Origin of the sequence: Bacillus pacificus (assembly GCF_020861345.1) — a bacterium.
In the GTDB taxonomy this organism is placed as follows: Bacteria; Bacillota; Bacilli; order Bacillales; family Bacillaceae_G; genus Bacillus_A; species Bacillus_A pacificus.
Map to the genome: position 1 here is coordinate 2,578,525 of NZ_CP086328.1, position 24,242 is coordinate 2,602,766.

At 32.0% G+C, this 24,242-nt stretch carries 27 protein-coding genes, 1 pseudogene and 1 other annotated feature; of the genes and pseudogenes, 4 read left to right on the plus strand and 24 right to left on the minus strand.

Annotated elements, in window-relative coordinates; all coding sequences use genetic code 11:
* Positions 1-25: 25 nt before the first annotated feature.
* The 11 genes and pseudogenes from LMD38_RS13570 to LMD38_RS13620 form a co-directional block, all read right to left on the minus strand.
* Positions 26-469 (minus strand): NUDIX hydrolase, encoded by a 444-nt coding sequence (locus LMD38_RS13570; protein WP_062822570.1) that lies wholly within the window; start codon positions 467-469, stop codon positions 26-28.
* Between the two features lie 157 nt (positions 470-626).
* Complete coding sequence (locus LMD38_RS13575) at positions 627-1,835, minus strand: L-lactate MFS transporter (RefSeq protein ID WP_062822569.1); 1,209 nt, start codon at positions 1,833-1,835, stop codon at positions 627-629.
* A 284-nt stretch (positions 1,836-2,119) separates the two neighbouring features.
* Complete coding sequence (locus tag LMD38_RS13580) at positions 2,120-2,263, minus strand: hypothetical protein (protein WP_016717614.1); 144 nt, start codon at positions 2,261-2,263, stop codon at positions 2,120-2,122.
* A 31-nt stretch (positions 2,264-2,294) separates the two neighbouring features.
* On the minus strand, positions 2,295-3,311 hold the full coding sequence (locus LMD38_RS13585) for a serine hydrolase domain-containing protein (RefSeq protein WP_016717613.1): 1,017 nt from the start codon (positions 3,309-3,311) through the stop codon (positions 2,295-2,297).
* A gap of 102 nt (positions 3,312-3,413) precedes the next feature.
* The gene (locus LMD38_RS13590; protein WP_001071372.1) at positions 3,414-3,659 is read right to left on the minus strand and encodes a heterocycloanthracin/sonorensin family bacteriocin; all 246 of its coding nucleotides are present in this window, start codon (positions 3,657-3,659) and stop codon (positions 3,414-3,416) included.
* 199 nt (positions 3,660-3,858) lie between these two features.
* Entirely contained in the window at positions 3,859-4,305 is a 447-nt protein-coding gene (locus LMD38_RS13595) for an NUDIX domain-containing protein (protein ID WP_016717612.1), read from the minus strand.
* Positions 4,306-4,330: 25 nt separating this feature from the next.
* A complete protein-coding gene (gene cutA / locus LMD38_RS13600) occupies positions 4,331-4,669 on the minus strand; it encodes a divalent cation tolerance protein CutA (protein ID WP_016717611.1) in 339 nt (112 codons plus the stop codon).
* A 30-nt stretch (positions 4,670-4,699) separates the two neighbouring features.
* Positions 4,700-5,158: a GNAT family N-acetyltransferase gene (locus LMD38_RS13605; RefSeq protein WP_062822568.1), complete on the minus strand. Its 459-nt coding sequence runs from the start codon at positions 5,156-5,158 to the stop codon at positions 4,700-4,702.
* 76 nt (positions 5,159-5,234) lie between these two features.
* A complete protein-coding gene (locus LMD38_RS13610; RefSeq protein WP_073531015.1) occupies positions 5,235-6,158 on the minus strand; it encodes a nucleoside hydrolase in 924 nt (307 codons plus the stop codon).
* A gap of 163 nt (positions 6,159-6,321) precedes the next feature.
* Positions 6,322-6,924: pseudogene (locus LMD38_RS13615) on the minus strand (glycosyl hydrolase family 8); the annotation flags it as partial.
* A gap of 137 nt (positions 6,925-7,061) precedes the next feature.
* A complete protein-coding gene (locus LMD38_RS13620) occupies positions 7,062-7,976 on the minus strand; it encodes a DMT family transporter (protein WP_062822566.1) in 915 nt (304 codons plus the stop codon).
* Between the two features lie 152 nt (positions 7,977-8,128).
* Here LMD38_RS13620 and norG point away from each other — a divergent pair, with 152 nt between their 5' ends.
* Positions 8,129-9,562, plus strand: a complete 1,434-nt coding sequence (gene norG / locus LMD38_RS13625) for an efflux pump transcription regulator NorG (protein ID WP_016717606.1) — start codon at positions 8,129-8,131, stop codon at positions 9,560-9,562.
* Positions 9,563-9,606: 44 nt separating this feature from the next.
* Here norG and LMD38_RS13630 read toward each other — a convergent pair whose 3' ends face one another.
* Positions 9,607-10,137 (minus strand): DUF4269 domain-containing protein, encoded by a 531-nt coding sequence (locus LMD38_RS13630; RefSeq protein WP_000495174.1) that lies wholly within the window; start codon positions 10,135-10,137, stop codon positions 9,607-9,609.
* A gap of 159 nt (positions 10,138-10,296) precedes the next feature.
* Between LMD38_RS13630 and LMD38_RS13635 the strand changes: the two genes are divergently transcribed.
* The gene (locus LMD38_RS13635) at positions 10,297-10,758 is read left to right on the plus strand and encodes a DUF2306 domain-containing protein (protein ID WP_000021776.1); all 462 of its coding nucleotides are present in this window, start codon (positions 10,297-10,299) and stop codon (positions 10,756-10,758) included.
* Between the two features lie 143 nt (positions 10,759-10,901).
* Here the strand turns inward: LMD38_RS13635 and LMD38_RS13640 are convergent, their stop codons facing one another.
* The 3 genes from LMD38_RS13640 to LMD38_RS13650 form a co-directional block, all read right to left on the minus strand.
* Complete coding sequence (locus tag LMD38_RS13640) at positions 10,902-11,249, minus strand: VOC family protein (protein ID WP_001022863.1); 348 nt, start codon at positions 11,247-11,249, stop codon at positions 10,902-10,904.
* A 96-nt stretch (positions 11,250-11,345) separates the two neighbouring features.
* The gene (locus LMD38_RS13645) at positions 11,346-12,209 is read right to left on the minus strand and encodes a glycerophosphodiester phosphodiesterase (protein ID WP_016717605.1); all 864 of its coding nucleotides are present in this window, start codon (positions 12,207-12,209) and stop codon (positions 11,346-11,348) included.
* Between the two features lie 45 nt (positions 12,210-12,254).
* Positions 12,255-13,055: a GNAT family N-acetyltransferase gene (locus tag LMD38_RS13650; RefSeq protein WP_001009763.1), complete on the minus strand. Its 801-nt coding sequence runs from the start codon at positions 13,053-13,055 to the stop codon at positions 12,255-12,257.
* 495 nt (positions 13,056-13,550) lie between these two features.
* Here LMD38_RS13650 and LMD38_RS13655 point away from each other — a divergent pair, with 495 nt between their 5' ends.
* Positions 13,551-14,267, plus strand: coding sequence for a hypothetical protein (locus tag LMD38_RS13655; RefSeq protein WP_002021581.1), 717 nt, complete (start codon positions 13,551-13,553; stop codon positions 14,265-14,267).
* Positions 14,268-14,307: 40 nt separating this feature from the next.
* Here the strand turns inward: LMD38_RS13655 and LMD38_RS13660 are convergent, their stop codons facing one another.
* Positions 14,308-15,612 (minus strand): MFS transporter, encoded by a 1,305-nt coding sequence (locus LMD38_RS13660; RefSeq protein ID WP_062822564.1) that lies wholly within the window; start codon positions 15,610-15,612, stop codon positions 14,308-14,310.
* Positions 15,613-15,724: 112 nt separating this feature from the next.
* On the minus strand, positions 15,725-16,948 hold the full coding sequence (locus LMD38_RS13665; RefSeq protein ID WP_062822563.1) for a methyltransferase domain-containing protein: 1,224 nt from the start codon (positions 16,946-16,948) through the stop codon (positions 15,725-15,727).
* A 270-nt stretch (positions 16,949-17,218) separates the two neighbouring features.
* Here LMD38_RS13665 and LMD38_RS13670 point away from each other — a divergent pair, with 270 nt between their 5' ends.
* Positions 17,219-17,791, plus strand: coding sequence for a DJ-1/PfpI family protein (locus LMD38_RS13670; protein WP_016717603.1), 573 nt, complete (start codon positions 17,219-17,221; stop codon positions 17,789-17,791).
* A gap of 119 nt (positions 17,792-17,910) precedes the next feature.
* Here the strand turns inward: LMD38_RS13670 and LMD38_RS13675 are convergent, their stop codons facing one another.
* From LMD38_RS13675 to LMD38_RS13705, 7 genes are all read right to left on the minus strand, one after another.
* Entirely contained in the window at positions 17,911-18,717 is an 807-nt protein-coding gene (locus LMD38_RS13675) for a DegV family protein (RefSeq protein WP_000831949.1), read from the minus strand.
* Positions 18,718-18,916: 199 nt separating this feature from the next.
* The gene (locus LMD38_RS13680) at positions 18,917-19,423 is read right to left on the minus strand and encodes a DUF3189 family protein (RefSeq protein ID WP_016717602.1); all 507 of its coding nucleotides are present in this window, start codon (positions 19,421-19,423) and stop codon (positions 18,917-18,919) included.
* A 79-nt stretch (positions 19,424-19,502) separates the two neighbouring features.
* Entirely contained in the window at positions 19,503-19,958 is a 456-nt protein-coding gene (locus LMD38_RS13685) for a DUF1453 family protein (RefSeq protein ID WP_016717601.1), read from the minus strand.
* A 205-nt stretch (positions 19,959-20,163) separates the two neighbouring features.
* The gene (locus LMD38_RS13690; protein ID WP_062822562.1) at positions 20,164-20,757 is read right to left on the minus strand and encodes a GNAT family N-acetyltransferase; all 594 of its coding nucleotides are present in this window, start codon (positions 20,755-20,757) and stop codon (positions 20,164-20,166) included.
* 240 nt (positions 20,758-20,997) lie between these two features.
* Positions 20,998-22,236, minus strand: coding sequence for an MFS transporter (locus tag LMD38_RS13695; protein ID WP_227585342.1), 1,239 nt, complete (start codon positions 22,234-22,236; stop codon positions 20,998-21,000).
* A 63-nt stretch (positions 22,237-22,299) separates the two neighbouring features.
* Positions 22,300-22,558: a binding site (T-box leader), on the minus strand.
* A 54-nt stretch (positions 22,559-22,612) separates the two neighbouring features.
* Positions 22,613-23,434 (minus strand): SDR family NAD(P)-dependent oxidoreductase, encoded by an 822-nt coding sequence (locus LMD38_RS13700; RefSeq protein ID WP_016717598.1) that lies wholly within the window; start codon positions 23,432-23,434, stop codon positions 22,613-22,615.
* 84 nt (positions 23,435-23,518) lie between these two features.
* Positions 23,519-24,115, minus strand: coding sequence for a TetR/AcrR family transcriptional regulator (locus LMD38_RS13705; protein WP_001042679.1), 597 nt, complete (start codon positions 24,113-24,115; stop codon positions 23,519-23,521).
* Positions 24,116-24,242 lie beyond the last annotated feature (127 nt).

Below are 24,242 nucleotides of genomic sequence, written 5' to 3' on the forward strand. Positions count from 1 at the left end.
CCCCGCCTTATATGAAATGATATTTTTATGTTGCTTGATGAATGATTGTTCCATTAAAAATGTAAGGTACTGTTTCTTTCTTTTGTAAAATGTCTAGTAAATGTTCTGGTATACGCAAATACGGTGCTGCTATATGAAGTTCCATCCAAGTAATCTCTTCGATTTCTTTTGTTCTTGATATATATGTCTCTCCGCCGATTATTTCGCCTAAAAAATTAAAGAAAATTGCATGATGTCCTCTCTCTTCAAAAAAAGCTTCGCTAATGTAACAAATACCATTTACAGTTATATGTAGACCGGTTTCTTCTTTCGCTTCCCGAATTACTGCCTCTTCTAACGTTTCTCCAAATTTAACCGCGCCACCTGGTAGTGTGTAATAAGAACCATTCTTCCCTTTGTTTTTTACCATTAAGATTTTTTCGTTTGTTTTATCGTATAAAAGTGCATATGTAACATTTACTTTCTTCATCTAAGTCCACCTCTAATAATGGGAATTTTCTATCTTTGTTACATTCTACCATTTATTCGTTTTAAAATATAAAAAAGTTAATTGAGTATTTCATTTATCTGCTCTTAGCAAAGTTAACGTGAAAAAAGAGCCCTAGTAGGAGGACCCTTTTGTAGAATTAAGCTATTTTTCGATGTAGCTGCTTTATTTCCTTTTTCTTCTCTGCTTTTGGTGGACGAATTAATATCGAAATAACGAAGGAAATAACGCTTAAAATACCGATTATAATAAAGGTCGGCTGAAATCCACCGAATAATGCTCCGATGAATGATCCTGCAAGCGCACCAAATCCGAACCCTTGGTATACAATCCCGTAATTTGTACTATGGTTTTTTAAACCGAAGTAATCCCCAACAATGGCTGGGAATATTGTAATATTACCACCAAAGCAAAAGGCTACGCTGGCTACACAAGCAAAATAAATCCCGTAATTTAATGGAATGAAACTTAATGTAAAGACTGACAATCCAATAATAATAAACGTTGCAGAGACAATTTTCATTCGGCCAATTTTATCTGATAGCGTTCCAAGAATGATTCTACCTACTGTATTAAAGATTGCAATCATTGCGACGGCATTAGCAGCAGTTGCAGCGCTAAGTCCAACGAGCTGTACCCCAATATCTTTTACCATACTGATTAAATATAGACCACCCATACACGACGTAAATAGCATAAAAAACAAAAGATATACTTGTTTCGTTCGCATCATTTCACGAGGCGTATAATCATTGTGTAATGTCTCAGTTACAGTATTACTTACTATTGCTTCATGTAAGAAGAACGATCCGATTAATACTAAAAGTAAAACGATGATACCCCAATATAAAAATGCTTGTGATACACCAAGGCTATCGATCAGACTTCCGTTTATATATCTAAAGATTAAGCTACCCATTCCATATGCAGAAACAGATATACCAGAAATAAGTCCTTTTCGATTTGGAAACCATTTAATTAAATTAGATAATGATGTGATATAAGCAGTTCCATCTGCATAACCAACTACTACACCAGCTAATAAATAAAGTAATGGTAAGGAAGAAACTTGTGAACTAAGTATTAAACCGAGTCCCAGCACAATCCCTGCAGTAGCGATGAGTTTTCGAAGCCCTAATTTTTGCTGTAACTTTCCTGCAAATAATGTTGAAAATGATAAAGAGAAGCTTGTAATGGAGAAAGTTATCGCAACGGCATTAAGGTTCCATCCAAACTTACTAACAAGGGGCTGATTAAATAAACTCCATGTGTAAATTGTTCCAAGGCCAATTTGAACAATGATTGTACCTAGAACAATTAGTAACGGATTTATAGAGGTTTGTTTCATACTAACTGTCCCCTTCTTTTATCGTGACATGAATTTTCACAGTTAGTATAACCATCATAAAAAGCAAGATACTGCATGAAAAATGGAAATTGAATTCATGTACACAAAAAGACACTCCATAATGAAGTGTCTTTCTGCAGGTTATATTAGATTTACTTAAAGAAAGCTTTGTTAAGATAAGACATTTTCAAATGCTTATGTATATAGAGTACCAAAAGTTTTCAATCATGTGATGGGACTTAAGATGTATTTTTGATTCATCATATGGTCGGATAAACGAAAAATTAATATTCAATTTCATCAAAATCCTTCGGCTGCGGTACCGTTTGCATATTAGCTGCATCTTTCGGATCGCTATAAATTGCATTTTGCTCTGTATTTATATCTTTAATGTTTTGCTTTTTGTTTTTATTCATTTTATCTTTCACTTTCTCTCACTCCTTTTCATTATAGGAGTAATTATGCCCTATTACCGTTACGAAATGTATCCGCGACTAAATTGCTGAATTCACGTAAATAATATAAATAATTATCACCGCCGTAGTTATATCTTTTATTATACATTTTTGCAACAACTACATTATATTCAGGTATTACTAATATAGTTGGCCCCGTAATTCCTAATATTTGATATGATCCTTTTGGTACTCGTTCACCAAGTTCACTCAACTGTGCAGATTCATTTTGAACGAACCAAAATAACCCATTTTGTGGTAGTTCATTGTTTGTAAATGTTGGACTCTGTAAACTTGTCGCAATTTCTATAACTTCTTTTGGAACAATTTGTTTCCCGTTTAATACACCTTGATTTAAATGAAGATTTCCCCAATAAGCAAATTCTCTAGCTGAAACAAACAGATTTTTTTCCGTACCGTCATCTACTGTACCAATTGCGCTAATTGCATCTTCATTTGGATCATTAACGACTTCAACTAAATTTTCATCTTGCTGAACTCTCCAACCTGTTTCTTGAAAATTAGCATGTTTAAACACACGCTCTTTTAACAATTCAGGAAAACTTTTGTTATATAGCTGATAAATAAGACGTGTCATCATCCTTACATTAATATCTCTATACGCCCATCCTTGCCCCGGTTCAAATTCACGAAAAATTGTCCCGTCATTCGTTTCTTCTAATCCGTGCGAATGTGTTACTAAATGTCTTATCGTCGTTTTACCAAGCAATACAGGATCAAAGTCTTTAAAATATTTTATCGCTTCATCATCAATAGAGTTTATTTTCCCCTCGTAAAGCGCATACGCTATCATTAATCCTAAATAACTTTTTCTAGCAGAAGCAATGTTAAATTGTGAAGATGCTGTTACTCTCTTGTTTGTAGATGTATTTGTGTGATAACCACTATAATGCTCTAGTACGATTTTATTATCTTTTATAATACAAAGTGCTGCTGCAGAACTATGATTTTTTTCTTTTATATTCTCTACCCAAGAAATCAACTTATCATATGTATACAAATGAATCCCCCTTAACACTAATACAAAATTACAGCATGAAAGAAAAGTGCAAAATAATTTTCACACCTTTCTTTCATGTAAAATAGTTTTGATCTTCTATACCTAAATGATCCACCAGTTCCAGCAATTAAAGCAACCGAAACATCCTGCACAACCTACGCATCCACCACATCTGCCGCCACAACCACCGCAGCGTCCGCCACAACCTCCGCATCCACCGCAACGACGTACATCGCCTTGGATGTAATAATACGGATATTGATTTTGTTGTTGATCCCAATAAACAACATTACCAGTTTGAAAATCATTAAGGTTTAATGATTGTAGTTCTTGTTGAAACTGATTCATTATGAAACCCTCCATTTATTAATGTAAATTCCGTCCAAATATGAAAGTTAATAAATTTTTGTAAATAAAGTAGAAACAAGACTATAGACTAAATGCGTACATCAACAAAATATGAACTTACACTAGGTGATGTACCTTGTTTTTTAGCCTATTTTCTTATTTTCCTTTTGGCGGACAGATTTACTATTGATAGAGGCGTTTAAAAATTGCTAATCCAACAGTTTAGTAGTTCATCACTTAATTTTCTTTCTAGTAACTCTTTAACTGAAGGTACTGGCATGATTTTATAAGTATGTAAAGCATCTTGATTATAATCAATCCAGTGAAACGCTAAATGAGATTCTTTAGATTTTGGTATGAAATCAATATGTAACTCTTGTGAATCTATCTCAAAAATATGATTGATTTCATGGTGAAGAACTTCTTTATCTTGCCATTGGTTTTCTATGACTCCTAAAAATTGTTTTATACTACAATTTACTCCGAGTTCTTCTTGTAGTTCTCTTATTAATGCATTCTCAGCTGATTCGCCAACTTCAACATGACCACCTGGTAAAAAATAATGATGGCCAATATATTCAGCTACTAACAATTTTTCATCCTTAATCATAACAGCTCGTACAATATGATGAAATTTATTTTTCAATTGCTATTCCTCCCATTCATTTACTTTATATTTGATTAAAATAGTCATTTAATATTGGGATAATATAAATCATAGGTGTTTCATATGGATGAATTTTGTTAATGACTTCAAGTGCATCCTTTACAAGATCCCGTTTGCACTTTATTTCAATTTTACATTCTTGCCCTTCACAAATCTGACCAATTTCCCCGTTAAAAGGCGATGCGTCTTTTAACGGTCTCCAGTATCCTTTCACAGAACTATAGGACAGACAATGATCATATTCTCCCGTTTTACAAGCACCAATTTTATTTAACTCATTCCTCAACATTTCAATGTATTCTTCAGGGATAAATACTTCAATTTTCACTTCAGTAAATTGCATAATTCATTTCACACCTTTATTACATAATAATTAAACGAATAAGCGATATACTTGTTCGCCATCATAATCATGTCCCAATGATTGAAAACCATAACGTTCATATAGTTTCTTAGCAGAGATATTATCTTTATGTACTGTTAATCTAATTTCTTTACATGCCTTAAACGTATTTTTTATTAAGTATATACTTTCTTGTAATGCCGCTTTTCCATAACCGTTACCTTGCTGCGATTGATCAATAATAAATCCGTTAATCCAATACATATCCGATGTCTCTCTTACAACAGCATGCATAATAAAACCAACCATATGGTCGCCATCATATATCACAAATGGCATGTACTCTACATTGTCACCATCTGGTTTTATATATACTTTAGCAAGTGAAACTGCTACGGATGGAACAAATTTCAACTGATTTTCTTTAACTTGTAGCTTTAATGCTTCTTCCCAATTTTCTCTCGTAACAACCTTTAACTGGACATTCAATATTGTAAGCTCCCTTATATAGAGGATGTATGTTTATATTCAACGTAGTGAAACAATTCCCTTTGTCGACACCAACTTATAACATGGTTTTTATAAAATCTTGAATGAATTTTTGTTCATCTATTTCTAATGCTATATGGGCTCCTTCAGATATAGAGCTATGGCGAAAATCAGCAAATGTTTGTCCTTTCGTATCTCCGTATGTATCTATATTTACTGTACGATGCACAAATTCAAAAAAACTTGGATTTACTAATCCACTTATTGCAACCACATCATGTAGCAAAGGTCCTTCCATAGATGGATTAAGTTTTTTGTATGCGGATAGATAGTAATCATACATTGGTTTCATTATCATATGAAATGGATTCTTTGTATTAGCTTGAATATAGTTAAATACATTTGGTGTTAACACAGCTTTGTTTGTTACATTTAAAGGGAATATGAATAAATTCTTTGCTTGATGGAAAACAATTTTACTTGCTATAGGATCCCCATACACGTTTGCCTCTGCTAATGGCGTAACGTTTCCTACTTCTAAAAAAACACCACCCATGAAATAGATTCCTTTTACATTTAGCATTAAATCATTCCATAAATTAAAAGCAATTGCTAACGAGGTAGATCTTCCTACATCAACAATCGTTAAATCTTTTCCGTACTTTATAAGAATCGCAGCAATACTGCCGAAATTATATATTGGAATAGATAATATATTTTCTGGAACATGGATGGGCCCTAATCCTTCTGCTCCGTGAATTTCAGGATAGTACGTAGTGATTTCTTCTGTAAGTGGTTTTGTTGCACCACTAATGACAGGAATGTCTTGTCTATTTGCTAACTGTAAAATATACGCTGCATTATGTGCAGCATGTATATGCTCAACATTTCCGTATCCGGTTACAATACCGACAATTTCAATTTCGGGATGCAGTAAACCATACATAATGGCAAATGAGTCATCAATACCTGGGTCTCCGAAAAATAATACTTTTTCCAAGAAATACTCTCCCCTCACAAAAACATAGCGTCATCAATAACTATGTATATGAAAAAAGCAAGTATATCTATGCGAATTTTTGAATGGATAATGTTTTACAAAATATTAAGAAAGGAACTAGCGTATGCTAATTCCTTTCTTAAGTAACCATTCTCAAATTTAATTAATTATCGTATCCTTCATAAATTGCATCATTTATTTGATTTTGTATTTTTTTATCATCAGGTATAGGTTTCCACCAATTTCCTGTAATAAATAACATAGTTAATAAATTATAACTATCACTAAAATAGCTTTCTCTCTTATTCTTCATCCAATCCCAACCGCTATTTACCCACTTTTGATTATTGCTACTCGTTATACTTGCAGCAATAAACGGTGAAACAAATACAGCAGTTGAATAACTACCAATATTAGATCCGTTTAATTGATAACCATCCACAATTTTAGAAGGATTTCCATTCGTTTTATTTTGAATCCATGAAGAGACTTTATCAGAAATGACTTTACTTCTTTTCTCGCCGTACATCGCATAGTCCATTACAATTCTCAATGGTACCCGACTAGCATTGTAATAATATGCATTTGTATATTCTGACTCATCTAAGAAGTCTTTAGGTGCGGGTTGTGGTGGGTTTTTTACAACGAAATCTGAAATAAGTCCTGTATTTGGAGAGTACTTATTACTAAATTGTGTATAAACATCGTACAAATTATTAATAACAGTAAGCCAAGTTTTATCACCTGTAAATTCATAAAATGCTCTATGTTGTCAGCTCCTTTTAAAATGCTTACTACATAAAATACAACATACAATATTTAACTAAAATACAAAATATTATATTTATCAACATAAGAAAGAAACTATATGAAAAAGTATCATAAAATTATAATTGAATTACATTATACGGATTGATCATTTGCTAGATTCCTATGTTTTTCTTTTCTTAATACTGGTATATGAACAATCAAAATTCCAAGTATAGTAATCCCCCCACCAATTATTGAAACAAAAGTCGGTACTTCTCCTAACCATATCCAAGCAACGAAACATGCAGTTACTGGCGTTAAATATAGAGAACTTGTTGCTTCAGCAGCACCAGAATGAGATATGATATAAGCCAATGCGATATATGGGAGTACTGTTGGAAATAAACCTAAATATATAACACTCATATTCACTTCAAGAGGAGCTGCTAGTATTTCTGTATACATTCCCGGGAAGAAAATAAGCATACATACCGTACTAGATAAAATTGTATATATCGTAAATGGTAAGAAGCCGTACTTTTTTAGGTAAGAAGTTTGGAAAACAAAATATAAGCTTTCTGAAGTCGCTGCTAATAATATAAATAATCCCCCACTATTTAATTGAATAGCATCTCCTTGGCTAAATGATATGAGAGCAATTCCTATAAAACTAATTACACCACCGATCCAACCGTTTAATTTCATTTTTTCGTTCAAAAAAATAGAAGCAAGAATTGCCGTTACTATAGGTGTGACGGAAACGATTAAACTTGCCGATCCAGCATTTACTGTTTTTTCACCATAGTTTAATGCGATGTGATAAAAAGTAAATCCTAAAGCACCAAATATAAAAATTGCTGGGATATCCTTTAAATCCGGTATTCGTAACTTGTAAATAAAAGAAAACAACAGAAGTATAAATGAAGCGATTAATAAACGTAGTAAAGTCAGATGCTCAGGTGTATAAGATGAAAGCCCCATACGAATTGCCGGAAAAGCAGATCCCCATATAAGAATCGTAAAAACGTGAGCGCATATAATGCGTAAATCCCATTTTTTATTATGCATGTTGTCTCTCCCTCCCTAATAAACCAACCATTTTCGAATTACCAATTATTTCTTTTCATCATATTTAATAGTTGATACAATGTCTTCAACCAGTTACTTATCGTAAAAACCAACCACTTGGCATTTTTTAAGTGAACGAGGGGAGTTTATTTATGACAAATAGTAAAAAACTGCCTAAGTATCGGCAGATAGTAGATTATATGAAAGAAAAAATTGAAAATGGAGAGTGGCCAATTGGAAGTAAGATCCCTAGTCAAAGGCAGTTAGCAAAATCATTTGAAGTAAATCGTAGCACTGTAATAACTGCACTAGATGAACTTATGGCTGATGGACTGATTCAAGGGAAAATTGGAGCAGGAACAATTGTAACGAATAATACATGGTCATTATTAGCAACGAATCCACCACCTGATTGGAGTGAATATGTAAAGGCCGGTATTCATAAACCAAGCAAGTTAATGGTACGAGAAATAAATGAGGCAGAAGCAAATAACAAACTTATCCATCTTAGTAAAGGCGAACTTGCTCCTCATCTTTTTCCGTTAGAAACGATGCAGTCCATTATGAAAAAAGTAAGTGAGGAATTAGATTATTTTGGATACGAAGAACAAAAAGGGTTTTATCCGTTACGTAAAGCAATAAGTAAATACGTAAAATCATTCGGAATACATACGTCACCGAGTTCTATATTAATCGTCTCTGGTGCATTACAAGCATTGCAATTAATATCAATTGGTCTTTTGCATAGAGAATCAACTGTTTTACTTGAACAACCTTCTTACTTATATACACTTCATGTATTTCAATCAGCAAATATAAATTTATCTGGTATAGCTATGGATCATCACGGTGTTTTACCTAACGAATTATTAAAACGCATTAAATATAGTAAAAAGAAAAACATTTTATATTCTATCCCTAGTTTTCAAAACCCAACAGGGATATTAATGTCTAAAGAGCGAAGAAAAGAAATAATAAAAATATGTGAAAAGGAACAGTTACCTATTATTGAAGATGATATTTATCGCGAGTTATGGATTGATGAACCACCTCCAGTCCCTTTAAAGTCGATAGATAAACATGGACATGTATTATATGTTGGTAGCCTATCTAAAACACTTAGCCCAGGACTTAGAATTGGATGGATTATTGGACCTGAACCAGTTATTGATAGATTGTCAGATATAAAAATGCAAACAGACTATGGATCGAGTTCATTATCTCAAAGGGTTGCTGCCGAATGGATAAATAAAGGTTTTTATGAGGAACATGTTGCAAACGTAAGAATTCAACTAAAAGAACGAAGACAAATCATGATACGGGCTTTAAATAAGTATTGTGCAGATGTTGCAACGTGGGATATTCCTAGTGGTGGATTTTTTATATGGCTAAAGGTAGTACCTAGCATTCCGATGAAGAAATTATTTTCAGAGGCTCTATCAAAAGGGGTTCTATTAAACCCAGGACGTATCTATGAAGAAGAATCAGATCAGTACATACGTTTATCGTATGGATATGCTTCCTCTGAACAAATCACTAACGGGATTAAATTGTTGAGTGAATTAATTCGTAAGCTAATGGCATAACAAAAACTCCTCTTTTTCTATGGAGGAGTTTTTGTATATCTTATTTACCACAATCTCATTTCCTGTCCCAATAAAATAAGTTCGTCATAAGGATCCCCGACAATGTTTAATACTTGAGCAAAAGCAGGCTCTGTTTTTAAACCTTTCTCTTTTAAGCGAATAATTTCTTCCCTTATATGTGGATGCTGCATTAATAACATGTGTTCTACTATCATATGTCTATACGCATTTTGGTTACGCACTGGCTTAGGCTGGGCAAATAATTCAAAATCAAAACCTTCAAATTTAAAATTCACCTTTATCGATTCGGTATTTTTAATTTTTTTCTTTTTTATTTTGAATCCTTCATAAGAACCATATAAAGATCTCATTTCTTGTTCAAAAACATCAAAGTTATGTACTTCCATTACTATATCTAAGTCAGATTGAAGCGTATCAATTCTTATAGGTATAGTCCCGCAAAGAACGGGATTATATAAAGCTAAATCCTCCATGATGTTTAGTTTATTCAAAACATCATAAACCTTTTGTTGCTTGTCATTCCCTGATTGTAAATATGTAATAGATGTAAACATGGAAGTCTCTCCTTCATTTCACGTAATACGTGACTCACTAAATTCAAGAAAATTTGTTCTAAGAGTACCTTTATTTCAATATATTAAGACGAATAAACGATATGTTTCAACTTTTCTCCTATACTGCAATACTATAGAAATAAAAAAGGAGGAATTATTATGAGTATTTTCAATGTTCTTTTGACCATCCACATTTTATTTGGAACAATATGTTTAATTACCGGTATTGTGGCGATGGTTGCTCAAAAGAAGAAAGGGAAACATACGGAATGGGGCGAAATATATCATGCATCCTATGTTGTCATTACCCTCACTGCAATTATATTATCCATTATAAACTGGGATAAAATCGCATATTTATTTTATGTAGCAATTTTCTCTTATGCTTTTGCGATTTATGGCTACCTTGCAAGAAAAAAACGCTGGAAAAATTGGATCCACCACCATATTAGAGGTATGTTAGGTTCTTATATAGGTGCGGTAACCGCACTTTTAGTAAACGTCGGTATTCATATTCCCATAATTAATTTACTGCCACCTATATGGTTTTGGTTTTTACCTACATTAATCGGTATTCCTCTCGTAGCCAGTGTATCAAAAAAATATAAAAAGCGTAGTTAAAATTCATTACATTTTCGTTACTTTCTGACTAAACTTATGAAAAATAATACCCAATGTCGTATTCTTTCGCGTTCGGTTCGTAAAACTAGCAAAAAAAGAATCCAATATGCTTATTGGATTCTTCTTCACGTCTTTTTCATATTTCATTTCAATGTCGGCTCTATGTATTCAATGATATTACCATCTGGATGACGAATTATCATTTTCATACCTGTGGGTACTTGTATTGGTTCAGTAATCATTACGCCGTTATAGTTTAAGATTAGTTCTTTTACTTCGTTGAGATCATCAATTACAATCGTTGCAGCAACATGATTCTTAATTGTTTCTTTTAATTCTTCAATTAAAAGTAAATTTGTAAATCTAATCACATGCGTTCCGTTCATTTGAAATTCGTGTGGTTTTTCTTGCTTTAATAGTATTTTGTAAAATTCTAGATGAGTTTGTAAGTCTGAAACATAGAGGCGTGGGACAACAGCTAATATATTCATCCTACTTACACTCCTTTTTAGTTTAACTAGATTAATTTAATTATATATTACTCGAAAACCTATATAAACTATTACGTTAAAAACAGTTTCTTTTAATTAAAACTTTAATAATGAATGTAATCGATCCGGATAATTCGTAAACATCCCGTCAACTCCCCATAATAGTAACTTTTTCATGTCTGCTTCATTATCTGCAGTAAATGGATGAACTTCTAATCCTTGTTTCTTTATTTTCTTTACGTAAGCTGAATCAATATATTTATAGTTCATTCCAAGACCAATGCAATATGTTTTATACTTTTTTATCTCTAATTCAGTTAATTGAACTGCCTTCTTATAGGATAATAATTGCACCAGGGGTATATTAACATTTAAATTATGAATTTTTTGCAGACTTTCTTCACTAAATGATTGAATAATAACTTTATCCTGTATTTCATAGTGATTAATAATTTCTAATAACTTTTCTTCCATTTCTGGATATTCATCAGGTGATTTTGTTTCAATATAATAGTTCGCGTCATGCCCAAACACTTCAATTACTTCTTCGAGTGTTGGAACTTTAGCATTTTCATATTCTTTCTTTGCTAAATTTGGATACTTTTTATTGTAAGTAGAGCCTGCATTTAGTTGCTTTATTTCTTCTAATGTATGTTCCTTGACTAGTCCTGTACCATTTGTAGTACGATTTAATGTTTCATCATGCATAGCTACTAAATATCCGTCTTTTGTCATTTGGAGATCTATTTCTATATAATCTCCTTTTAATTGTTGTCCTAATGTATAAGCTGCTATTGTATGTTCTGGTGCATACGCAGAAGCTCCTCTATGTGCAATGTTTTTTATATGAGTTGATTGATTAATAGCTTTCGTGTACTTACGTTCATTTACTTTATGAAAAACAAAAGTACCTATTACTATAAAGATGCAAAGTATTGTAACGATATATATCTTTTTCATAATGATTTATTAACTCCTACATGAAAGCAATTTGGCTTGAATAATTTATTCAAATAAATGTCGATTTTCAAATACAGTCATTTGTCCAACAGATTGAAAACCGGCCTTTTTATAAATATTAATCCCATCAGGTGAAGCTTGTAATACGCATTGAGCAACGTTTAATGCCTTTGCTTCTTGTAGCAAGTAATGAAACATAGTAGAACCAAATCCTTTTCCTCTCATTTCTTCTTTCGTTGCTATATCATAAATACCAATACTATCTTTTGTACATACTAATGAACCAACCGATATGACTTCATCTTTATAAAGTCCTAAGTATAGGTTCATATTCCCACTATTCCATAAGTCGAAAGAAGCAGTTTGATTGTAGAATGCTTGTACATGTATACCTTCCTCTGATGAACCAAACAAATTAGCTAACGTTTCTCCAAACTTTTTAATTTGTTCTGGTGAAGATGCTTTTTGTATTGTAAAACCTTCTGGCATGTTTATTGTCGGATGAATTGTATTTAATTCTGCGACCATTGCAATATTTTGTTCTGCTTCTTTTAAGTCCAGTTTTATTAATTCGCTTTTTATAGTCTGCTCGTACCTATCATCCCAAAACCAAACACTCATTGGAAATTTCTTTTGATTATAGTTGTTTACCTCTTTATATAATTTCTCGATCCCTTCTGTTACATTATTGTTTAGTAAAGTAATGATATTAAATGTATCTGCAGGTAAACCACAGTCGACAGCAATGTAATCCTTCGTTTCTTTCACATTCATTCCCTGTGCCTGCCGCGCAATATATGAAGTTTTATATGTAAAATTATCTATTAGTAACTGTTTAAAATTCATCCATTTTGCTCCTTTTATAAAATTTGTATTCGAATACTTCAGTATTAAATATAACATATAAGAAATGTACCTATTTCTATAAAAATATCTCTTTACATTACTCTTTGCGCCCTTAAAGAATAAAAAATGATATAACGTTGTCGGAATGAAAAAAGTGGTATATAATAAATATTATCATTACTAGTAATTATTTTAGGTATTCCTAGAATAAAGGAGCGATACATATGAAAATTACTATTTATTTCGGAAGTCATGAAGATCAAGATGTTCGTACAATGGACTGTCATTTAGATGTAGAAGATACAGAAGAGATTGTTTCTGTATCATAATATAAATTGTGGGGATGAACCCTCTTCCCCACAGCGTTTAAGGCACCTTTTGCAGGTGTCTTTTTTGTTGTTTTTTTCGTCAAAAACCCTTTACTTTATAGCGTTTTAATAGTAAAATATAAATATACGAACAAACGTTCTTTTTATTTTAATTGTACATGAAGGGATGATTTTTACAATGGCTCAAGCAAAGCGCAGAGGAAGAAAAAAGCAAACACCTATCATTTCAAATACAGGCTTTATCGGCTCTGTCTTTATTGATACATTGGAGTTACAAAAGAAATCCTATTATTTCGCTCGTAAAAAACTTCAAATTGTTCATCACGTATTAGATGGTCTCTCTGGGGCAACAAGTTCTCTATTTAAGGAACATAACATTTCAGCATATATGTCATGTGTATATTTACATAAACAAAAGAAAATCGGCTTTGTTCTTTCAACGAAACCATTTGAACAAAGTGACGGTGTTGCTTATTTTGTAAATTATTTAATCGAAAAGAATTTTTACGGTAATCATGACGAAGACGTAGAATATCAAGAAGTATTTAATACAGGTTTTATCGGTGTAGTATTCGCCGATTTATGTAGTATAGATCGCTTTAATTTCGAGTTTGAGATGGGTATGTTAACGAAATTAATGAAAGATATGATTATTCCGGTTAAAGAACTCTTTTTACGACACAATGTACCAGCTTACATTTCCACTTCTCATTTAGAGGAACAAAACAAATTAGGTTTCGTTCTATCTGTAAAACCATATGATGAACGTGCAGAAGCAGATTTATATTTTGAAGCGTACTTAAAAGAACGCGGGTTATTTATTGGTGATGAAGAAGACGATATTGATAAGATTGTTATTAGAAAAACAGCTGAATTACGATAGACAAGCGCAGGATGATGATCCTGCGCTTTTTCCATATTATTTAATTACGTTCAACACTATACCCTTTTGAATGAATTTCTAAATTCAATTTATTTGAGTAAACCTGATTCAAAATAAGAAATACGATCCCTCCTCCAATTGGAAGTGTGTAGGCTGGAATATGATTTAATAATAGACCTGATAATGCCAGTGCTATCGGCTGCATCATTTTACCTACGCTTAATCCAATACTAAGCACTCTGCCCCTATATTCATCTGGAATCTCTCTTTGCATAAAATAAATTAAAGGGATATCGATTAATGCTATCATTAGCCCTAAAAAGAACATAATAGCGCAATACATAGTAACAAATACAATATTATTAACTTCAATACTTTTGAATAGGACTGGGGCACCTGAAACTATCATAAAAATTGCCAACATAAAACTTATTTTTTTCAATAGATAGGAATAAGAAAAACGATTCGTTATCTTTTTCACTAACATTGCACCAACTATCATACCTATCGGGAAAGTCCCTTGAATCAAACCAAATTGTTTAGAACTAAGGTTGAGAACTGTATTAATAATGTATGGCAATGGAACAGTTACAGCAAATCCAAGGAAAAAATTAAATGAAATTAAAATACGAAACGTATTTTTTAGGCTTTCCCGCTCCATTAAGTAAGAGCATCCCTCCTTTATATCTTTAATAAAATGAATTTCTCTAATTGAACATTCCTCATTTATGTATCGCTCACACAATTTAAAGTTTATAAACAATATGGATATAGCCGAAAGGATAAATGAAATACCGTTAATAATTATAAAAGTTTTCATATCAAAGACCGCAAAAACAATGCCTCCTAACATAGGTCCTAGAATTAAAGATATAGAGTCGATAATTTTACTTATAGAGTTAAGACTCATTAGTCTCTCTTTAGAGACGATATTTGGTTTTGCAGCCTCTAACCCTATTCCAAAAAATGTTGTAAATACTGTCATAAGAAAGGTAGTAGTATAAACGATGAATAAGTTTAAACCATAATAGCTGCTTAATATATAAACAGTTATTAATAAGCATCCGCTTAGTACGTCCATACAAACGACGAGTTTCTTTTTATCAACCTTATCAGCAATTACACCGGCAAATGGATTCATAACAATCATTGGAATTGTTCCTAATATGAGCGTAATCGCGAAATTTAACGCAGATCCAGTTATTTGTAAAACATACAATCCTAATGCAAAACTATAAATAGAGCTACCGAATAGTGATACTGTTTTTGCAATTGAATATAAACAAATATTTCTTAACTCTTGGTTTCTTTTTTTATTTTCCATATGTAATCGTAAACTTGCCATAACTTTTCCCCCTGCCTAATTTTGTGTTACGTACATTGTAAGTTCTCGGGTCAACCCAATCGCAATATGTACGATTTGAAAAGTTTGAAGGGAAAATAAATAAAAGATGGGGTTAACCCCATCTTTTTCCGAAAAATGAATATGTATAAATTTCTTCTCCTTGAACAAAGAAATCCTCGTATTTTCCGCCCCGTTCCAAATAATTTGACGTTCGTTCATCAATGGATTGAAACCTTAGATTATGAATTTCTTTCATTACTTTTGAAAGTTTAAAATTCTCTCGAAATCTAGTTGTAATTTGGCTATTTATACTGAATTTATTAAATAAAATAAATGAGCTTAATAAATAACAATCGTGTTTAAAAAGCGAATTTAATTCGTGTAATAAAAAAGCCTCATGTTCAAAACTATAATTACTTGTACCAGACTGATCAATTACAATATCAACAGAATCTTTTTGAATAGGGATGTTTAAGAAATCAGCACAGATAAATAAAATGTTTCTTTTAGGATTTCTTTTTTCAATTACATCTTTTAAAAATAAAAGTTTATTCAAATCTCGATCAACAGCAATATATAAACAATCTTCCGGTAGTTCTTCATAACTATTCCGTAAAAAGAATCCGAGGCCGGATCCTAAATCCAGTAGTATCTTATTATTTAAATCTAGCTGCATTAGTTTCTTTTTCGCCCATTCTCCTCCCTTCTGTATATTTTCTAAAAAAGCAGTATCCGTTTCATGAATATAATCCGAAATAGTATCATCAAGTGACGTCAGCTCATTTGCTTTAAATAATTTACCCGCAGTTATAATTCCTGAAGTAATAATATATTCTTCACCACAATCACAAATTAACTTCCCCTCAGTAATTTGATTGTTAGTAATAATTCCATCTTGAAGAATTAATTTTTCGCTACACTTAGAACATGTAAGTAAATGTAGTACACTTAAATCTATCCCTATAATTGAATTAGAAGTTTCATTTGTTAATAATAAATCATGTAACACTCCCTTTAATTTATCCCGTTTCTCCTCTAAAAGTTCTATTTCCTGTTCCATCTTGTCATATTTCAGTTTAAATAAAGATTGGTAAAAAGTATCTTTTTCGTAATTCATAGATTTCGCTAAATTTTTATAAAAAAATAGTTCTTTAATTTCATTCAAACTAAATCCTAAATCTTTGTAATATAAAATGAGTTCTAAATCTGTTTGACAATACTCATCAAAAAAATAGTGTCCTCCCTTTTTTTCAGGAATAATGAGACTAAGATCCATATAATGTCTAATTGTATCAATACTTAAGTTATTTACTTCTCCAAACTTACCGATTTTCATAATATCCCTACCATTTAAATATTTTTTTATACAGATTTCTATTTTTATATTTAAAAACCCTTTAAACTTTTGAAACAACATTATTTACGTTATGTATGGGGTATTTGAATACCACATATTTTATAAGGTGTATAATCCTTTTATTTAATTAAATTTCCATCGTATAGAACGTATAGGATATACAGGAATTTATAACTTAATATAGAAAATAAAAAGGAGGAGTTTATATTCTAAATAAGGGGATATACATACGGAATGAGGGATTAGAAAATGACAATTGCAATAGTCTGTTTCGATAACTTTACTGATATTGATGTTTTTCTACCATGGGATTTATTAAATCGTGTACGTTTAGTTGGTGGTATTTCTGATTGGGATGTCCAGCTTTTAGGAACGGAAAAAACTCATATATCCATGTCTGGCTTACGTATTCCCATGACAGGAAGTATATTTGATCTTCCTTCTGCTGACGCTGTAATATTTGCAAGCGGTAAAGGTGTACAAGATTTATATAAAAACCAAGAATATATTAATAGCATTCATGTAGATCCTCAAAGACAATTAATAGGATCTATGTGTTCTGGTTCACTACTATTAGGAGCTAAAAAATTGCTAACTGGCAAAAAAGCAACTACATATCCATCCGCAGTAGAACAACTTAAAGAATTTGGCGTAGAGGTTATTGAAAAAAGTTTCGTAAACGAAGGAAATATTTCAACTGCTGCGGGTTGTTTTGCTGCTCAAGAACTTTCAGCTTGGATTATAAGGACCCTGCTTAATGAAGAAATGGTTGATATTGTACTAGAAACTGTTCAGCCAGTAGGAAAAGGTTTATATTTTTAAATAAGTCGAGTGATTGGTTAGTCCTGGAAACAATAAAATGAATTCTTTTGCTTAATATAGACATGGTGTGTCCCCATTTTCAAATAAAAAAACCCGCGAATCATTCACGGGTTTTCTTCTTAATAACTAATTGCTATTGTACCTTCACCTGCATGTACCGCAAATGAAATTGGTAATGGATATAGTTTGAAATCCATTTCAGGGAATGCTTGTCTAATATCTGCAATCCATTCTTCAGCTCCAGGTTTATCGTTAGCATGGAACATGTGAAGTACTTTTGGTAATTCTTTTTCAAGTTCATTTTTAATGTATTCTCGACATTTTTGGATTTTGCGAACTTTCTTTTCAAGTAAAAGCTCGCCACCTTTTACTTCTAATATTAAGTTAACACTTAATAAACTCCCAAGTAAAAATTGAACTCCCTTTACACGTCCACTTGCGTAAAGACCCTTTAAACTTTTCGGGAATACGTGGAAAGGTCTTCTTTTTTCATCTACTAATGTTTTGTGTATATCTTGTAAAGTCATACCATCATTGTATAACGATTTCGCTTTTCTAATTAGTTCATCCATTGGATAACTTGTTGTTTCGCTATCTAATACCGTTAATGGGAAACCTGCCATTTCTGCAGCTAACTTCATGTTTTGATAGGTTCCACTTACTTTTCCGCTAATAGCAACTGCAAATCCCTCTTCATATTCTTCTTTGCATTTCGAAAATAACTCTACCATTTCCCCTATGTTAGGTTGTGATGTAGTGACAGTTTTACCTTCGTTTAAAGCATTATAAACGCGCTCGCGCACACCTTCTTCACAATCTTTATACGACACACCATCAATAATAACTTCAATTGGGATAACAAAGTTATCTCCTTCTGTTGTAAAACTCGCAGTTGTACTATCAGTAATCCAAGCAACACGCTTCATGTTGTTCCTCCCTTAATTCAATTCCTCTTTTCTAATTTTTCTATATATTTATGTTATGAAAAGAGAATATCCCTGTAATAGTAACAGGACTTTATTGTTTTGGCTATAGTAGATAGATGATAAATGTGAATATTTCTTGTCTTTTTCACAAATTAAAAAGAAAATCAAGAAATTTGCTCGATTTTCTTTTTCTCATACATTATTTAAAAGTTTCATTATCTAAAATCACAACATAATCGTTCGTCAAGCGACCTGCTTCTTTCGTATAACTAACAAGTCTTTGTATGTTATCACAGCTAAGTTTTGCACCCCATACGAGTAGTGGTACACCAATAAAGTCAATATGAAATCTTCTAGAAAACAGACCGCCAAAAGTCATTGGTAAAGGTACAGTTGGTGATGTATTAGAAAAAACGATCTTTTCATGACTTTGATAATGTTTTTGCAAAATCTCTCCTAAATGCTTCATCGCAGGTACAACGACTTTAGATGCCCCGCACCCAATTGTATATACAGGATTACCATTTTCATCTATTCCATGAAAAATAATTTTCCCCATATCTTCGGTTTTCAATTTATTAAAGTAATCTACATTTAATATTTCTTCTTTCGTTAACTTACGGTCAGTTGGCAATTTATTTAAATGATAAGCTGCAGCGAGTGCAGTTGAATGTGTTCCGCCGAAATCAGTGTAAATGAATATCATATGATCATCCCTTGTTATAAAAGTTCAATGTTATTTAGTATTACCGTTCACAGCATTGTTAAACAAGGGATAAATGTATTTACACTTTTTGTATTAACTCATTATATTTTTTCCAGATATAATATCGTCTACTTATTACCGTACCTAATGTAATACATAAAAAGGCATTCGTTACAACCATTAATGTGGAATGTGTACTACCTGAAAACATACTTTGCTTAATTCCAATTTTCGCACCTAAAATAACAAGAAGAATCATTGTGCTTAACCAATTTCCTTTTCGTAATACATGACCCGTTTCACTATCTAATCGAAATGTTAAAACTTTTCCGCGTATAATGCCAAAACCTAAGCCAATTCCAAGCATTGCAACAAATAATAGTCCTTGCAGCAAAGTTATTTGTCCCATATGAATAATGGACTGGATTGTTACAAAGCCCAACAAAACTGGAACAAGCCAAATGCGATTTATTTTGATTTTTCGCTCTTTCCCTTGCAGCAAAACAATAATAAGAATAACAAGTACAATATCCATTTAAAGTCCTCCTATATAGTTGTTTGCCTTTAAAAATTATATTCTCTTCTTTTCATTTCATAATTGAAATACGATAACTCCTTTCAATTGTATGATGTGGAATTTGATTTCCCATCAGTCTGAAGCATTATTTTAAAAAATAAAAAGACGTACTTTTTACCCGTACGTCTTTAGTACCGTTATTTATAAAATAAAGGTTTTCTAGTCAACTAAAATGTTTTTCAAAACAAAAACAATCATGAACTCGTTTAAATTGTTTTCTTATGTCTTCTTTATTTTCACCTGTATAATGAGCAAATGTTTGAACCGGATATAACTGATCAATATTACTTTTCATTACACCTTTTATCTCGTCTGTATGATCGCTATATACGTGTAAATACGAATCTACGTTTACAAATCCGTTCTTTTCATACCATCCATGTACCCATAGGTTGTCCCTAGTCCATGCTTCCAGGCGATTTAGGTTAAGTTCTTTCGCTAACTTTTCTGCCTCATTTAATAGTTGATTACCAATTTTCATTCTACGGAAATCCGGATGAACTGCAATATGCCAAATCATGCCGCCAAGACCTGTCCCTCTTGAACATACCGTACGTTCTTCTAATTCATATTCAATATCTATTAAACCCACAATTTGATTTTCGTATACAGCTACTAATTCAATTGCAGGATTTTCATATTTTTCTTTCTCTCTAAATACGTTATCGTAATATGCTGTATCTAAAAAAGATAACACACGGCAACGTACCCAACCGGTTTCATCAGATTTTTTATATGCTCTAATCTTAATATCCATGTAATCTAAAAGCTCCCTCTATATTTTTATTAATTTTTCAACTCCTACTTCGTTGCTTTAGACATATAATCAATTGAACAATCTAAATCTAGATATAATAATTTTCTGGACTATATCCTTTGCATTAATCATATTTGTCACCGTCATATGCAGAAGAGATTCTTCCACCTAATTATTATTCAATATATAGATGGAAGAATCCTCTAGTGATGTATACTAATTAAAAAATGGAAGAAAAAATTATTTGGAATCTAATGATTCAGCATGATATACCTTGGATTTTGAAGGTAATAAAGTAAACACACACAATATAATAGTTATAAGTAACATTACCAATGATCCTACAATAACTACAAGTTGTATAGAAATAAATTGAGTTGCAACTCCGAATAGAATCGTAATCAAAATGGTTATGCCGGCAATTACTAGTCCATATATACTTCCAATCCGTCCCATTATGTGAACGGGAACGTTGTTTTGATAAAAGGTATAATATCCTGTATTTGCATATGCCATAGAGAAAGATAAAATAAGAAATCCGATAGCAGCTATTACGAACCCATTTGAAAAAGCATAAATTAAATAACCAATTGCAATGAATAATGATCCTATTCCAATTAAAAATGAAGGCGCTAATTTTTTAGATAACATTGTATTTGTTATAGCTCCTAAAATAATTCCAGCCCCGCCGGCACTAACTAAAAATCCATATTCACTATCTGTTAACAATAGAACTTCTTTAGCAAATGACAATTCAAGCGAATCATTTGCGGTAGCTAAAACCATCATCCCTTGAAATAAGAAGTACACAAAAACGATATACAAAGATTTTTTACTAAAATTTAAAACGATGTTCCAATCTTTTTTTAGTACAGCTAAAGATAACTTGTCATTTGATATATGCATATCGGATTTTTTATCAAGATTAGGTAATAGCAATGTAATTACTCCTGATAAGAGAAATGCTATAGCATTTATATATATTGCAAACTCTGGTGTACTTGCTATTAACAATACTCCCGCTATCGCTGGGCCAATTAAAAATGCACCAGATCCTATTAAACTACGCAATGAGTTGAAACGTTGTCTTTTCTCAACTGGAATTAATTTAGTCATATATGTCATAGCAGTTGGCTCGTAAATTGCATTAGCCATACTAATAAAGAATACGAATACATAAACCATCCAAAGTGATGGAAGTAAAGGTAAAATAGCGATAAATACCGCACGATATATATCGAGGTGAAACATTAATTTTCGTTTATTTAAACGATCAATCATACTCCCTGACCAAGCGTTTGTTAATAAAGCGGCTAATGGTTTAATTACATATAAAGTAGCAACAGCTAGGGCTGAACCGCCCATATTATAGACAAGTACGTTTAGTGCTATTAAGTAAATCCATGCCCCTAAATTTGCAATACCAACTCCGGACAGTAATAATAAAGGATATTTCCAATCGTTAAGTAAGTTTTTCATTTTCGGCCCCGCTTTCCAAATTATTTTTAACCAATAAAAAAATCCCACCCCCAAGACTTTAGTCTTAGGGACGAGATTTATCATCGCGGTGCCACCCTAGTTTGTTAATATGTCACCATATTAACCTTATCAGGTACTGCACTCTAATTCATGCTTATACCATAGCTCTATAACGGGAGCTCCCGTCACACCACCCCCTAATAATAGGTTCCGATGTGCTGCTCAGAGGCTTGGTTCAATAAAGAATTTTTACTCCTTTTCAGCTAAATGGAGCTCTCTGTGAAAAATTCATTTTATTTACTCTTCTCTTCACTGCATTTGATTTTTCCATATTATCACATTTATATTTAACTGTAAATAAAAAATAATCAGACATTTACAGTTGGTTCATTTTTGCTTTTCGACCAATTCGGCATACGAAACGCATTAGCTTTTTATGAAGATAAGGAAATAAAGTGAAGAGTACATCCATTGTTTTTTTTAACGGCATTGGACATATAACTAATTTATTTTTATGAATAGCTTTCAGCGCAATTTCAGCAAACTTGTCTGCTGAAATCGGCTTATTTGTTTTTAGTTGTTTTATAATTTGGCTCTTATTCATATTAATTGCAATTGATTTTTCAAATATGGGTGTATCTACAAAAGTTGGACAAAGCACACTTACATTTACACCATATTCTTCTGCCTCATAATGTAATGAAGTGGTTAAACCGACGATAGCATGTTTGGTAGTTGCGTACGCGGTACAAAGTGGAGCAGGTCCTAAACCTGTTGCAGACGCAGTATTAATGATATGACCAAATCCTTGTTTTTTCATGAATTGGTAAGCCAATTGTGTCCCGTAAATTACTCCTAATAAATTTATTTCAATAATATGTTTCCAATTATCTAAAGACATATCGAATACTTCTCCATACATAGCAATTCCTGCATTATTAAACATATAATCAATTCTACCAAACTCATTAACTATTTTTATAATAAGTTCCTCTACGGATTCAGCGTTAGTAACATCTAAATATTCGAACCTAGCTAGTTGATTATTATTTTTTATATTATTCACAAGCTCTTGACCACTTGTTTCATTAATATCTGCGATAATTACAAATATATCTTTATTTGCTAATTGAATAGCTAAAGCTTTACCGATACCAGAAGCTCCGCCAGTTACAATTGCGACTCTTTGTTCATCCATATAAAAAACCTCCTGTTGTTAATACATATAATGAAAACGGACGAGTGTAAAGATTTGAACAATCGTTCTAATTCGCTTGTAATGCTACGCATGTTTGTTTGAAATAGAGAGTAAAAAAATCGTAATGGCTTCATTAAATAAAACTTCTAATTTCTCTGTTTCAAATGAATGAATGAATTGACATAATCCACCTAGCCATGAACCTAATAAAAGACTTGAATCCTCAACATTTTCTATATAAAATTCACCACTTTGTATACCTTCATCCAAAATTTTTTGATATGTTTTTAAAGGGATAACAGCTAAACCATAGAGTTGTTGAATTGTAGAAGGGTTCGCGCTCGGATCAGAGGCAAGTTCTTGTCCTGCTCTTAATAATGGCGTTTTGTAATTATAAAGTACAAATTTAGCTATCCCATATAATTTCCCAGTAGCATTTGTATACTGTTTTTCTGCTATTTCCCATTTATCGTGCCAATTTCTCATACTGTCTTTAGCTAAATAAACAAATAATTCTTCTTTATTTTTATAATGGTAATATATATGTCCTTTACTATAACCAGAGGCTTTTGCAATGTTATCAATTGAAGTTCTTGTATATCCTTTTAAGGAAAATAATTCTGTCGCCTTCTCTGCTATTATTTCTTTGGCTAAATCGCTATCGTATCGTCTTTTATTCAATGTAGACTCCTTCCGTCATTTCATACAAAAAAATTGAACAATCGTTCTAATTTCAATATATGTAAGTTTTTTTGTTTTAGTAACTGTTAAGTTTCTTATTTATTATTTTTTATAAAAATTACGGTGC